Genomic DNA, 12854 nt, shown 5'->3' on the forward strand with positions numbered 1-12854 from the left:
AATCAGCTATGAAGACGGAGGCGAACACCGCCATGAAACGCGTCCTGATCATCGGTGCCACCTCAGCCATCGCCAGTGCCTGCGCCCGTTTATGGGCCACGCAGGGCAGCGATTTTTTCCTTGTGGCGCGTAACGTCGACAAGCTGCAACAGACCGCCGCCGACCTCAAAGGGCGCGGCGCGCGCCATGTCACGCTGCACGAAATGGACGCCAATGACGTTCAGGCGCACCCGTTGATGGTGAGCCGTTGCCTGACCGCGCTGGGGCAGATCGACATCGCCCTGATCGCCCATGGCACCCTGCCCGACCAGAAAGCCTGCGAAGTGGACGTCGATCTGGCGCTGCGCGAGTTCGCCAACAACTGCACGTCGGTGATTGCCCTGCTGACGGTGCTGGCGGTGCAGTTCGAGATTCAGCGCTGCGGCAGTCTGGCGATTATTTCGTCGGTGGCGGCCGATCGCGGACGCCCTTCCAACTATCTGTACGGCAGCGCTAAAGCTGCGGTCTCGACCTATTGCGAAGGCTTGCAGGCCAGGCTGTTCAAGATTGGCGTGCACGTCACCACGATCAAGCCGGGCTTTGTCGACACGCCGATGACCAAGGGCCTGGCGCTGCCTGCCGCGTTGCTCGCGCAACCGGCGCAGGTGGCGCAACGCATCGTCACCGGCATCGCCAATAAGGTGCCGACGCTGTATGCCCCCGGTTTCTGGGCGCTGATCATGTGGATCATCCGCTCGATTCCGCAACCGGTGTTCAAGAGGCTCAACTTGTGAACGAGCCTCTGCTGCTGTCCGGCTGGCGCTTCCGAGCGGTGGTGCTGTCGGTGGTCGGCTCGGCGTTGGGATATCTGGGATTCTCGCTTTGGGGCGGCTGGCACGCGGTCGGCCAGGCGGTGGGCGAAGTGGGCCTGATTGGCATCCTCATCGCGCTGTTCATGTCGTCGGTCAACTACGGCCTGCGCTTCGTGCGCTGGCAGGCGTACCTGAAAGTGCTGGGCCATCCGATGCCTTGGCGCCCGAGCCTGAACATTTATCTGGCCGGTTTTGCCCTGACGACCACGCCGGGCAAAGCCGGGGAAGCACTGCGCGGCGTGCTGCTCAAGCGCTGGGGCGTGCCGTATCCGAAGAGCTTTGCGGCGTTCATCAGTGAGCGTCTGTCGGACCTGTTCGCGGTGGTGCTGCTCACTCTGTTCGGCCTGTCGCTGTACCCCGAGGCGCTGCCGATGATCGTGGTCGGCGTCAGCCTGGTGCTGGTCGGTTTGCTGGTGCTGTCGCAACGCCGATTGCTTGAGCGCCTGACACTGATGCTGCCGACAAAAGGCGGCAAGGTCATCGGGTTGCTGCATCACCTGATGCAGGTGTTGTTGCAGGCCCAGCGCTGCAATCGCCTGGGCCTGCTGCTCGGTCTGACGTTGCTCAGCGTGATTGCCTGGAGCGCAGAAGCGCTGGCGTTCGACTGGATTCTGCAATGGATGGGGGCCGATATTCCGCTGACGTTCGCGGTGTTCGTCTACGCCCTGGCCATGCTGGCAGGCGCCGTGAGTTTCATGCCCGGTGGCCTGGGTGGCGCAGAAGCGGTGATGGTCGGGTTGCTGGTCTGGAAAGGCATGTCCAGCGCCGATGCCATCGCTGCCACGGTGCTGATTCGCCTGGCCACGTTGTGGTTCGCTGTGGCGATCGGCGCGGTGATGCTGCTCAAACTCAAAGGCGAAACCCCGCTGCACAGTCAGCCGGCTCAATAACACTCAACACGCACTCTCAAGCAAAAAAGGGACAGGAGTAGAAGTCATGGTTGCAGGCAAACGAGGTCGGTCATCGACGCTCATCCCGCTGTTGTTGGTCATCGGCGCTATCGTCTGGAGCTTTCTGGCGTCCAGCGGGCCGATTCAATGGATGGACAATGGCGTGTTCCTCGCCGATGCCTCACAGGGCCAGTACTTCAGCGAATCGCTAGGGCCGCTGGATCATCCGCTGTATCAGTTTTTCATCACGGCGGTGTACAACCTGTTCGGCCCGCTGCTGCTGAGTCTGCTCAACTCGTTCCTGCTGATCCCGCTGGCGTGGGTGGTTTACCGGCTGGGGATCAGTGTCGGCGCCAATTCGCGCCAGGCGCTGCTGGCGGTGGCCGTGGCGATTCTGTCCCATGCGGTGTTCTGGATCTCGACCAAAGCCGAGGTGTATCTGTTGCATACGCTGCTGGTGATGCTGGCGTACATGGTGCATTTCGATGCGCGTTTGAAGCTTGGCCAGTTGCAGCGCCTGTTTCTCATCGGCGTGTTCACAGGCCTGGCGGCGGCGATCCATCAACTGACCTTCATCGTGTTGCTGCCGCTGTACCTGCAACTGGTCTGGCAACATCGCTGGCGCACGCTGCTGACCATTCCTGGCGCAGCGTTGGGGTTTTCCGTGACGTTCCCGGCCATCGTCCAGGACATGGAAGCCGGCCGCAGTCTGATCGAGATTGGCCACCGCTACCTGATCGGCATTCCCGATCGGGCATCGGAGCTTACGTGGCAGGGCTCGCTGTTTCGCTTCGACGACATGTGGCACGAAAAAAACTCGGTAGTGCTGCTGATGCTGTCGCTGATCGGCCCGCAGATCCTGGGGCTGGTGCTGTTTCCCAAGAGCCCGGCGCTACGCCTGCTGTGGGCGGCGGCGATGCTCAACTTTGTGTTCGCGGTGTCTTACAACGTCACTGACCGGTTTACGTTTTTTCTGCCGGGGGTGGTGCTGCTGAGCTTGCTGGGAGTGCTTCAACTGCAGAAATTGCTGCACAAAGTGCGCGCAGAGAAGCTGATGCCAGCGTCTGCGCTCTGCTCCCCGGTAGCGATTCTGCTGGTGTATTCGGTCTACGCCAGCAACATCATTGAGCTGCCGACCCACACCGAAAAACTGCCCTTTCGCGATGACATTCACTACTTCATGGTGCCTTACCTGCCCGATCGCTCAGCCGAAGCCTTCGTGCGCAGTTACGAACAAGCGGCCCCCGAAGGCGCGCTGATCATCTCCGACTGGACCCCAAACGGCGCCCTGCGCTCGGCACAAGCGAGCGGGCGCCTGAAGAACCGCACCTTCGAGCTGTGTGAAGAGGTGCAAGACATCACCTCTTACCTGCAAGGGTCCGGGGCGTATCTGGCACGTACCAGCTATTGCGGCGTGATTGCTAGTCGGTTTCAGCTGGACGCGTTGCCGGTGGGGTTTGCGGTGAAGGCGAAGGGGACGTTGTAACTCGCCCAGACTTAACGCTGTGAGTAGTCAAAGGTGCGTCTTTCGGGGCGCATTTTTTTATTTTTGTAGGATGGCTACGGTGGTAGATGTGGGAAGGGTCTGTAAATAAGGCAATGATGCCGTCTTCACGGCCAACCGTTCAATATCTCCACAGGACGCCCGACACTTCTGAAGACCCACCCGGATCTCAGGAGATTTTATGATCGGAAATTTAAGTAAAGTTCAGGGGCGATTAGAGTCGTACGTTGCAGTGCCAAACAAGCAGTTCAACATCAAATCCCAGACCAATAGTCCGGGGGCCGAAGTGAAGGAAAAAGTACGCCAGTACTGGGCGGACCAAGACATTTCCAACGTGAAAAAGCTGCAAGGATTGAACATTAACTTAAGAGGCTTCGACCCTCGTCACACTACCTCAAAAGATCTTTTTGCGGTTGCGACGATGCTGAGCGACCTCGGGATAATTGACGAAGACCTGGTAAGTACCATCGCCAATATCGATGTCGAGTTTGATAACCAGGGCAATGAGATCTACAGCGATAAGGTGGTCGACGCTTATGCCTTCTTTGACCGAAGTCTGGAATTCTTGAAAAAGCACATCACGCAGGGTGACGACTATTCGAAAGCCACCCTCGTTGACTTGAATGCCGCTATAGCGGTTGTGAAAGCGCTTGAAGAGTTTGGGAAGAGCCCTCAAGAGAAGTCACTGGTCAATATTCGCGCTTAGAAGTGGGGACGTACCGAATGCAGAGGTCTTGCTGCCGGTGCCCGGCAGATCGCCTGCAAGCAAGGCTCCTACGGGCTGCGCCCAGAATCAAAAACGTTGCGCGGCGGGCGACTCTCCGCTTCTGCCCGAAGGGCGTAGGAGTTCGGCTTGCCGACGATGGGCGGCGAAGCAGCCCTGGAATTGGGCGGCTCGATATATCAGTCATACCGCATGCACAGGTTTTGCTGCCGGTGCCCGGCAGATCGCCTGCAAGCAAGGCTCCTACGGGCTGCGCCCAGCATCAAAAACGGTGCGCGGCGGGCGACTCTCCGCTTCTGCCCGGAGGGCGTAGGAGTCTGGCTTGCCGACGATGGGCCCCGAAGCGGCCCTGGAATTGGGCGGCTCGATATATCAGTCATGCCGCATGCACAGGTCTTGCTGCCGGCTCACGGCAGATCGCCTGCAAGCAAGGCTCCTACGGGCTGCGCCCAGAATCAGAAGCAATGTGCGGCGGCAACGTTTCGCTTCTGCCCGGAGGGCGTAGGAGTCTGGCTTGCCGACGATGGGCGGCGAAGCAGCCCTGGAATTGGGCGGCTCGATATATCAGTCATACCGCATGCACAGGTTTTGCTGCCGGCTCCCGGCAGATCGCCTGCAAGCAAGGCTCCTACGGGCTGCGCCCAGAATCGAAAACGGTGCGCGGCGGGCGACTCTCCGCTTCTGCCCGGAGGGCGTAGGAGTGATCGGCAACCCGCAGAGCGGAAACAGCAGCCGGCAGGGCAATCGTCCGCGGCGACTAGACCTTCTTCAGCGCATCTTCTTTATGCATCGCCAGATGCCCGGTCTTGTCGCTTTTGACTTCGTACTGCGGTTCGTCTTTGGACGCTTTGCGATGGCGGCCCATGAACTCGACGTCACTGGTGTGAATCTTGGTGATTTTGCCTTTGATGTGGCCGACTTCGGAGTTCCAGGTGACATGGTCGCCGACTTTGAAGGGGTGGGTCATGGTTGGCTCCGGGCTTGATGAATGGATAAAGTGTGTGAGTCCGATGCAATCCATGTAGGAGCTGACGAGCAGCGCGAGGCTGCGATGCGATGTTTCAGGCGAACCGCAATCGCAGCCTTCGGCGGCTCGTCAGCTCCTACAAGCTTTGCGCAGATCCTGTGGGAGCGGACCTGTCCGCGAAGACGTCATTGAATTCACGGCTGCCACTGCGTCTTGCCACCATCGAGTTTGCGGTCCAAAAACGTTGCCGCACTGATCAGCGCCAAGTGGCTTAACGCCTGGGGGGTGTTACCCAGATGGTGGCCGTGGGCGTCGAACTCTTCGGCGTACAGCCCCAGCGGATTGGCGTAACGCAGCAGCTGTTCGAACTCAAGATGCGCCTGCTCCACCTTACCCGCCCGGGCCAGACACTCGACATACCAGAACGAACACGCGACAAACGCGCCCTCTTCGCCCATCAATCCGTCGTCGTGCGTGTCGTCATTGCGATAGCGATACACCATGCCGTCGCGCACCAAGGCCCCTTCGATAGCGTCCAGCGTCGACAGCCAGCGCGGATCACTGGCGCCGACAAAACGTACCAACGGCATCAGCAGCATCGACGCATCCAGATTCTTGCTGCCTATGTGCTGCACGAAATGGCCGCGTTCCTCGTCCCAGAAGTTATTCCAGATGTCGTCGTGAATCGCCTGACGCTCCTTGTCCCAGCGATCAAACGGTGCCGGCAGCGAGCGCTTCATTGACAGCCGCAACGCACGGTCCAGCGCCACCCAGCACATCAGCCGCGAATGCAGAAAATGCTTATCGTCACCGCGCATTTCCCAAATCCCGACGTCTTTGCTGCGCCAGGTGTCGCACAAATCATTGGTCAGCCGGGTGACATGCTTCCAGCCTTCGTGGGAAATCGCTTCGCCGTATTTGTTGGACAGGTACACCGCATCCAGCAGCTCACCGTAAATGTCCAGCTGCGTCTGTTTGTATGCCTCATTGCCAACGCGCACCGGCGTGGCGCCGCCGTGGCCGGACAAGTGATCCAGCTCCACTTCGGGCAATTCTTCCTGACCGTCCAAGGCATACAAAATGCCGAGCTTGTTAGCGTCTTCACAGCAATCGCCCATGCGCTCACGGACCCAGTGCATGAAATTGTTGGCTTCCTCGGTGTAGCCCAAACGCATGAAGGCGTAGACCGTGAACGAGGCGTCGCGGATCCAGGTGTAGCGGTAGTCCCAGTTGCGCTCGCCGCCGGACTCTTCCGGCAGACCAAACGTCGCCGCCGCGACGATGCCGCCGTACCTGCGGGAGGTCAGCAGCTTGAGCGCCAAGGCCGAACGATTGACCATCTCACGCCAGCGCCCACGATATTCGGACTGTCGACTCCAACTGGTCCAGAACTTCACGGTGTCTTTCAGGTAGCGGTCGCACTTGCCGGCGCTGACCTGTTCATCGTCGGCGCCGCCCAGAATGAATTCGACGATCTGGCCCTTCTCTATCTCGAAATCGGCGACCGCAGCGTACTCATCCAGGCTCAACGCGGTAGTCGAGGAAAGGCGCATCGACGGTTGGTCTTCGGCCTCGAACACCACATCCTCGCCGTCCATGCGCGCCGTGGTGTCGGCGCGGCTGTAGTCATGCCGAACCCGGCATACCATCCGCACCTTGCAGCGGCCGTGTCGTACGTGAATCCTGCGCGAGAGCCGCGGCAAGTCTTCTGGATCAGCGGCAATGGGCATCAGGTCCGTGACTTCGACGACGGCGTCCTCAGCGATCCAGCGCGTCATCAGCACATTGGTCTCCGGCAGGTACAACTGCTGGCGGCGGGCATCAGGCAGGTCGGGCGAGAGCTGGAAAATCCCGGCGTCCGGGGTATCAAGCAGCGCGGTGAAGATCGACGGGCTGTCGAAATCCGGCCAGCAGCAGAAGTCGATGCTGCCGGTGTCGGCCACAAGGGCTGCGCTGCGCATGTCGCCGATGATCCCGTGGTTCTCGATCGGGTTTTGCAACTCGTCGCAAGGTATGGACTGTGGTTGTTGCGCGTGTTCAACCATTGTTTCGGAACTCCGGGTACAGGCTCATGCCGCCGTCGATAAACAGGGTGGTGCCATGCACGTAATCCGAGGCATCGGAAGCCAGCCAGACCACGGCGTTGGAGACATCTTCGGCCTCCCCTACACGCCCGTACGGAATCAATTCCAGCAGCTTTTTCTCGGCATCGCCTTCGGTGGCTTTGGTGTTGATGGCCGTGCGAATGGCGCCTGGCGCGATGCTGTTGACGCGGATACGCTGCTCGCCGACTTCCTGAGCGATGCTGCGCATCAGTAGATCGATGCCGCCTTTGGACGCCGCGTAGTTGACGTGCCCGGCCCAAGGAATCAGCTGGTGCACCGAACTCATGTGGATGACCTTGCCCAGCGCCCGGGAAACCTCGGGGCGGATCTCTTGTTTGGCGAACTGGCGCAGCGCCGCTCGCACGCATAGAAACTGGCCGGTCAGATTGACTTCGATGACCTTGTTCCAATCTGCCAGCGTGAGGTCAGCGATGGCGGCGTCTTTCTGCAAGCCCGAGTTGGCCAGCAGGATGTCTAGCCGACCGAAGGCTTCCAGGGTCTTGGCGAATAGCCTTTCGACGTCTTCTTCTTTCGAGACATCGGCGCCGACCGCAAGGGCCTGGCCGCCTGCATCACGGATCTGTTGCGCGAGTTTTTCAGCGGGTTCGGCGTGGGAGTTGTAGTTGATGACAACGGCTGCGCCAGCATCGGCCAGGCCCTTGGCGGACGCTGCGCCCAGCCCTGAACTGCCACCCGTGACAAGGGCGACCTGGCCCTTCAAAGAAATCAGCATAAATGTCGAGCCTCATGTGAGCGTTTAAATGCTGACTGGTGGCGTATGGAGGAGTTCAGTCGCGAGCGCCGGCGATCTGTAGGAGCGAATTTATTCGCGAGGCGTCCGTGCAGTCACGCGATCCTCATTGCCCGAGCCACCGATTCGCGAATGAATTCGCTCCTACAGAGTTTCATGCGCCTGAAATCTCGGTTATCTACCCCACCACGCTGGACGCCACACAACCGCTCTCCATAAACTGTCGCCCATCATTTCGTAACAGCGGGTGACCAGATGTTGGGTATTGGGGGCAACGACCGATGAATCGAAATGAACTGCGCAAGGCCGACATCAACCTGATGGTGGTGTTCGAAACCTTGATGCAAGAACGTAACGTGACCCGCGCTGCGGAGAAACTCTTCCTCGGCCAGCCCACCATCAGTGCTGCCCTGAACCGCCTGCGTGCGCTGTTCAATGACCCATTGTTCATTCGTGTCGGCCACCGCATGGAGCCGACGGCGCGGGCGCACGAGATCATTCATCACCTGTCGCCGGCGCTGGATGCGATGTCAGTGGCCCTGAGCCTGAGCAGCGACTTCGATCCGGCCAGCAGCAACATGACCTTTCGCCTCGGCGTCTCCGACGATGTCGAATACAGCTTGATCCCCGCCCTGCTGCGCAACATCCGCGAGGAAGCGCCGGGGATCGTGATCGTCATCAAACAGGTCAATTACTGGAATATCTCGGAGCTGCTGATGTCCGGCGAAGTCACCGTCGGCGTGTGCCTGACCCGTGAATTGCCGGCCAATGCCAAGCGCAAGCAATTGCGCAAGATGCAGCCCATGGTGGTGCAGGCACGCAAGCCTGCCAAGCCAATGACGCTGGACGAATATTGCTCGCGCCCGCATGTGGTGGTGTCGTACGTGGCCAACATCAGCAGTTTTGCTGATGAATGGCTCGAAGCGATCGGGCGCAAGCGCCATACCGTGCTGTCGGTGCCGCAATACAGCACCCTGCCCGCGTTGATGGCCGGCACCGATCTGCTGTGCAACCTGCCGGATCATTTGACCACCGCGCTGAGCAACGCCGGCCTGCTGTACGGCGAACCGTTGCCATTCGTGACACCGATGCTCGACTTGTCGATGGTCTGGCTCAGCGTCATGGACACTGACCCTGCCGAGCGCTGGTTGCGCAAGAAGCTGGAAATGTTCATGGGGGACCCGCACGCGATCCCCGCTATCAATCCGGTCGGTTAGCCGAAACGACCGGTGATGTAGTCCTCGGTCTGAGTCTTGGACGGTTTGGTGAAGATGGTGTCGGTGTCGCCGTGTTCGATCAGTTCACCCATGAACATGAACGCTGTGTAGTCCGAGCAGCGTGCCGCCTGCTGCATGTTGTGGGTCACGATGATCACCGTGAACTGCTCTTTGAGCTCAGTGATCAGCTGCTCGATCCGGCCGGTGGAGATCGGGTCCAGCGCCGAAGTCGGCTCATCCAGCAGCAACACTTGCGGGCGCAACGCGATGGTCCGGGCGATGCACAACCGCTGTTGCTGACCACCCGACAGGCTCTGAGCGCTCTGCTTGAGCTTGTCTTTCACTTCGTCCCACAGCGCAGCGCCACGCAAAGCCTGCTCAACGCGCTCTTCCATCTCACGACGGGACAGCTTCTCGTGGTGACGCACGGCGTAGGCGATGTTCTCGAAAATCGACATCGGAAACGGCACCGGCTTCTGGAATACCATGCCGACGTTGCTGCGCAGACGGTTCATCGAATAGCTCGGGGCCAGGATGTTCTCGCCGTTGAGCAGCACTTCGCCGCGCGCTTCCTGTTTCGGGTACATCGAGTAGATGCGGTTGAACACCCGCAACAGCGTTGACTTGCCGCAACCCGACGGGCCGATGATCGCAGTGATGCGCTTCTCGGGAATGTTCATGTCGATGGACTTGAGCGACCTGTTGTCGCCATAGAAAAACTCGAGGCCGCGCACCTGGATCTTGGTTTTTTCATCGGCAAGGGAAAGGTTATTCATCAGGACGACCTATTACGCAAAAGAATTAAACGGGAGCTCAGGCTCAAAACCAGAACGAACATTGTCAGGATCAGCGCGCCGGCCCAGGCCAGGGAATGCCAGTCATCGAACGGGCTCATGGCGTACTGGAAGATCACCACCGGGACACTGGCGATCGGCTTGAGGATGTCGCTGCTCCAGAACTGGTTACCGAAGGCGGTGAACAACAGCGGCGCGGTTTCACCGGTGATGCGTGCCAGTGCCAGCAACACGCCGGTGACGACGCCGGCCTTGGCTGCGCGCAGGACGATTTGCAGGGTCAGTTTCCACTGCGGCACGCCCAGCGCCAACGCGGCTTCGCGCATGGTCGAGGGTTGTAGCTGAAGCATTTCATCGGTGGTGCGCACAACGACCGGGATCACCAGCAACGCCAGGGCCAGGGCACCGGCCAGTGCAGAGAAGCCGACCTGATGGTTGGTGACGGCGCTCAACGGCAAAATCACGGCGGTGTACACGAACAGGCCCAACACGATCGACGGTGCCGACAGCAGGATGTCGTTGATAAAGCGCACGGCGTTGCCGAGCTTGGTATGACGAGCAAACTCGGCCAGCCAGATTCCCGCCATCAAGCCAATCGGCGTACCGATCAACAGGCCGATCCCGGACATCAAGAAGCTGCCATAGAAGGCGTTGGCCAAACCGCCTTCGGAGCCCGGCGGAGGTGTCATTTCGGTGAACAGCCGGGCATTGAGGGCCTGAAAGCCATTGACCACAGTGGTCAGCAGAATCCACACCAGCCACAGCAGTCCAAACGCCGTAGCGCCGCAGCTCAACACCATGGCGATGATGTTCTTGATGCTGCGAACGCGATACAGGTTCTCGTTTTCGACCTTGCTCATACCCCCTCCTTACGCGACAGACGAGACAGCATAAAACGGGCAAGCGCCAAGACGATGAACGTCACAACAAACAGCAGGAAGCCCAAAGCGATCAGTGCCGAACGGTGCAGGTCGGTATAGGCCTCGCTGAACTCGTTGGCGATCACCGAAGCGATCGAGCTGCTCGGCATCATCAGCGACGCCGAGAATTGGTGGGCATTACCGAGGACGAAGGTGACCGCCATGGTTTCGCCAAGCGCGCGGCCCAGACCCAGGAAAATCCCGCCGACCACCGCCGAGCGGGTATAAGGCAGGACGATGTCCCAGACCACTTCCCACGTCGTGCCGCCCAGGGCGTAAGCCGATTCTTTGAGTGCCACCGGGACGCTGCGAAAGACTTCCTGCATCACCGAGGTAATGAAGGGGGTGATCATGATCGCCAGCACGATACCGGCGGTCAGCATACCGATGCCCAGCGGCGGGCCTTGGAAGATCGGACCGATCAAAGGCAAGGCGCCCAGATTGTCGTTGATCCAGGGCGCCATGTTTTCTGCCATGAAGGGGCCGAAGACGAACAGGCCCCACATGCCGTAGATGATCGAAGGAATGCCCGCCAGCAGCTCGACGGCCGAGGCGATCGGCATGCGCAACCAGGGCGGCGCAACTTCAGTCAGGAAAATCGCGATGCCGAAACTCACCGGAACGGCGATCAGCAGCGCGAGAAAGGAGGTCACCAACGTGCCGTAGATCGGGACCAACGCGCCAAACTTGCCGTTGACCACGTCCCATTCGGTACTGGTGAGAAATTCGAAACCAAAGGTCTTGAACGCCAGGGCACCGCCCCACAGCGTCGAGCCAGCAATACTTGCCAGCAGAACCAGCACCAACAGAGCCGCGCCTAGCATCGTGCGCCGAAACCAGGCGTCATGACGGTGATCGCGGGCCGCGCGTTTTTCGCTCTCGGATTGGACATCCGGAATGACAGCGGACATGTATTGGGTGTTTTCAGTCATGGTAGGTCCACTCGCAAAGAAACCCTGTCACCGGGTGGCGATGACAGGGGTAAGACTCAGAAGCGTTGAGTTACTTGGTGAACTCGGTTTTCCAATAGTCTTCGATCTTGCTGACCAGCGATTTTGGCAGTGCTACGTATTCCAGGGCTTCAGCCTGAGACTGACCTTTTTCCAGCGACCATTTGAAGAAGTCGAAAGCAGCGGCGCTTTTCTCGGCATTCTTAGGTTGCTTGTACATGATGATCCAGGTGGTCGCGGTGATCGGCCATGCGGCGTCGCCCGGGGCGTTGGTCATGATCAGGTTGAAGTCTTTGGCGCTGGCCCAATCGGCGGTGTCAGCGGCAGCGGCGAACGCCTTGGCATTAGGCTCGATGAACTTGCCTGCGGCGTTTTTCAGCTGCGAGTAGGAGATTTTGTTCTGAGTAGCGTAGGAGTATTCAACGTAACCGATCGAACCCTTGATCTGTTTTACGTAGGCTGCCACACCTTCGTTACCCTTGCCGCCCACGCCCACTGGCCATTGAACGGCTGAGCCTGTACCTGGGCCGGATTTCCACGCGTCGCTGACTTTTGCCAGGTAGCTGGTGAAGTTGAACGAAGTACCCGAACCGTCCGAACGGTGAACCACGGTGATCGCGGTCGCTGGCAGTTTGAGGTCCGGGTTCAGAGCAACCAGTTTAGGGTCGTTCCAGGTTTTGATGGTGCCCTGGAAGATATCAGCCAGTGACTGACCGTCCAGTTTCAGCTTGCCGGACTCGATGCCTTCAACGTTGTAGATCGGGACGATACCGCCGATCACGCTTGGGAATTGACCCAGGCCTGCGGCTTTCAGGTCTTCAGCGGACATTGGAGCGTCGGATGCGCCGAAGTCCACGGTAGCTGCCTTGATTTGAGCGATACCGCCGCCCGAACCGATCGACTGGTAGTTGACGCGGTTGTCAGCGCTCTTGCTGTAGTCCTGGGACCACTTGGAGATCACCGGGAATACGAAACTCGAACCTGCACCAGTGACGTCAACAGCGTGTGCCATCCCGCTCAAGCACATTGAAGCCAGAAGGAGTGACAGGCGTTTTTTAGTCAGCAGAATCACGGCAGTACCTCAACAAGGGAATTTGGTGTGTGTGGTCACTCTTCATGACCCGAGGCAGATTTAAAACTGGAAACATTTCAGTCTGATGACAGTCTCTCGACAGCGGCGG

12 protein-coding genes are annotated in these 12854 nt (G+C 59.4%); 5 read left to right on the forward strand and 7 right to left on the reverse strand.

Annotation, left to right across the window (positions count from 1 at the left end):
* Positions 1 to 32 precede the first annotated feature (32 nt).
* From ACWKWM_RS18700 to ACWKWM_RS18715, 4 genes are all read left to right on the forward strand, one after another.
* On the forward strand, positions 33 to 773 hold the full coding sequence (locus tag ACWKWM_RS18700) for an SDR family oxidoreductase (RefSeq protein ID WP_483847560.1): 741 nt from the start codon (positions 33 to 35) through the stop codon (positions 771 to 773).
* Positions 770 to 1741 carry a lysylphosphatidylglycerol synthase transmembrane domain-containing protein gene (locus ACWKWM_RS18705; RefSeq protein ID WP_483847561.1) on the forward strand — a complete coding sequence of 324 codons (972 nt, stop codon included), beginning with the start codon at positions 770 to 772 and terminating at the stop codon, positions 1739 to 1741. Before ACWKWM_RS18700 ends, ACWKWM_RS18705 begins: the two co-directional genes overlap by 4 nt.
* Positions 1742 to 1787: 46 nt before the next feature.
* Positions 1788 to 3227, forward strand: a complete 1440-nt coding sequence (locus ACWKWM_RS18710; RefSeq protein ID WP_483847562.1) for a DUF2723 domain-containing protein — start codon at positions 1788 to 1790, stop codon at positions 3225 to 3227.
* Between the two features lie 199 nt (positions 3228 to 3426).
* Positions 3427 to 3951, forward strand: a complete 525-nt coding sequence (locus ACWKWM_RS18715) for a hypothetical protein (RefSeq protein WP_483847563.1) — start codon at positions 3427 to 3429, stop codon at positions 3949 to 3951.
* Between the two features lie 775 nt (positions 3952 to 4726).
* Here the strand turns inward: ACWKWM_RS18715 and ACWKWM_RS18720 are convergent.
* The 3 genes from ACWKWM_RS18720 to ACWKWM_RS18730 form a co-directional block, all read right to left on the reverse strand.
* A complete protein-coding gene (locus ACWKWM_RS18720; protein WP_483847564.1) occupies positions 4727 to 4936 on the reverse strand; it encodes a hypervirulence associated TUDOR domain-containing protein in 210 nt (69 codons plus the stop codon).
* 194 nt (positions 4937 to 5130) lie between these two features.
* Positions 5131 to 6981 carry a glycoside hydrolase family 15 protein gene (locus tag ACWKWM_RS18725; protein WP_483847565.1) on the reverse strand — a complete coding sequence of 617 codons (1851 nt, stop codon included), beginning with the start codon at positions 6979 to 6981 and terminating at the stop codon, positions 5131 to 5133.
* Positions 6974 to 7774 carry an SDR family oxidoreductase gene (locus tag ACWKWM_RS18730; protein WP_483847566.1) on the reverse strand — a complete coding sequence of 267 codons (801 nt, stop codon included), beginning with the start codon at positions 7772 to 7774 and terminating at the stop codon, positions 6974 to 6976. The genes ACWKWM_RS18725 and ACWKWM_RS18730 overlap by 8 nt, the downstream gene beginning before the upstream one ends.
* A gap of 299 nt (positions 7775 to 8073) precedes the next feature.
* Between ACWKWM_RS18730 and ACWKWM_RS18735 the strand changes: the two genes are divergently transcribed.
* A complete protein-coding gene (locus tag ACWKWM_RS18735; RefSeq protein WP_483847567.1) occupies positions 8074 to 9009 on the forward strand; it encodes a LysR family transcriptional regulator in 936 nt (311 codons plus the stop codon).
* Here ACWKWM_RS18735 and pstB read toward each other — a convergent pair.
* The 4 genes from pstB to pstS form a co-directional block, all read right to left on the reverse strand.
* Positions 9006 to 9785 carry a phosphate ABC transporter ATP-binding protein PstB gene (gene pstB / locus ACWKWM_RS18740; RefSeq protein ID WP_483847568.1) on the reverse strand — a complete coding sequence of 260 codons (780 nt, stop codon included), beginning with the start codon at positions 9783 to 9785 and terminating at the stop codon, positions 9006 to 9008. The genes ACWKWM_RS18735 and pstB overlap by 4 nt on opposite strands.
* Complete coding sequence (gene pstA, locus ACWKWM_RS18745; protein WP_483847569.1) at positions 9785 to 10663, reverse strand: phosphate ABC transporter permease PstA; 879 nt, start codon at positions 10661 to 10663, stop codon at positions 9785 to 9787. The genes pstB and pstA overlap by 1 nt, the downstream gene beginning before the upstream one ends.
* Entirely contained in the window at positions 10660 to 11655 is a 996-nt protein-coding gene (gene pstC / locus ACWKWM_RS18750; protein ID WP_483847570.1) for a phosphate ABC transporter permease subunit PstC, read from the reverse strand. The genes pstA and pstC overlap by 4 nt, the downstream gene beginning before the upstream one ends.
* A 70-nt stretch (positions 11656 to 11725) precedes the next feature.
* On the reverse strand, positions 11726 to 12745 hold the full coding sequence (gene pstS / locus ACWKWM_RS18755) for a phosphate ABC transporter substrate-binding protein PstS (protein ID WP_483836851.1): 1020 nt from the start codon (positions 12743 to 12745) through the stop codon (positions 11726 to 11728).
* Positions 12746 to 12854: the final 109 nt, after the last annotated feature.

Source organism: Pseudomonas rosaeacicularis (assembly GCF_057128745.1).

Excerpts from the sequence above, each read along its gene's own strand:
- ACWKWM_RS18700 (WP_483847560.1), top strand. The coding sequence starts at position 33 with ATGAAACGCGTCCTGATCATCGGTGCCACCTCAGCCATCGCCAGTGCC.
- ACWKWM_RS18730 (WP_483847566.1), bottom strand. The coding sequence starts at position 7,774 with ATGCTGATTTCTTTGAAGGGCCAGGTCGCCCTTGTCACGGGTGGCAGT.
- pstC (WP_483847570.1), bottom strand. The coding sequence starts at position 11,655 with ATGACTGAAAACACCCAATACATGTCCGCTGTCATTCCGGATGTCCAA.
- ACWKWM_RS18720 (WP_483847564.1), bottom strand. The coding sequence starts at position 4,936 with ATGACCCACCCCTTCAAAGTCGGCGACCATGTCACCTGGAACTCCGAA.
- pstB (WP_483847568.1), bottom strand. The coding sequence starts at position 9,785 with ATGAATAACCTTTCCCTTGCCGATGAAAAAACCAAGATCCAGGTGCGC.
- pstA (WP_483847569.1), bottom strand. The coding sequence starts at position 10,663 with ATGAGCAAGGTCGAAAACGAGAACCTGTATCGCGTTCGCAGCATCAAG.
- ACWKWM_RS18715 (WP_483847563.1), top strand. The coding sequence starts at position 3,427 with ATGATCGGAAATTTAAGTAAAGTTCAGGGGCGATTAGAGTCGTACGTT.
- ACWKWM_RS18735 (WP_483847567.1), top strand. The coding sequence starts at position 8,074 with ATGAATCGAAATGAACTGCGCAAGGCCGACATCAACCTGATGGTGGTG.
- ACWKWM_RS18725 (WP_483847565.1), bottom strand. The coding sequence starts at position 6,981 with ATGGTTGAACACGCGCAACAACCACAGTCCATACCTTGCGACGAGTTG.
- ACWKWM_RS18710 (WP_483847562.1), top strand. The coding sequence starts at position 1,788 with ATGGTTGCAGGCAAACGAGGTCGGTCATCGACGCTCATCCCGCTGTTG.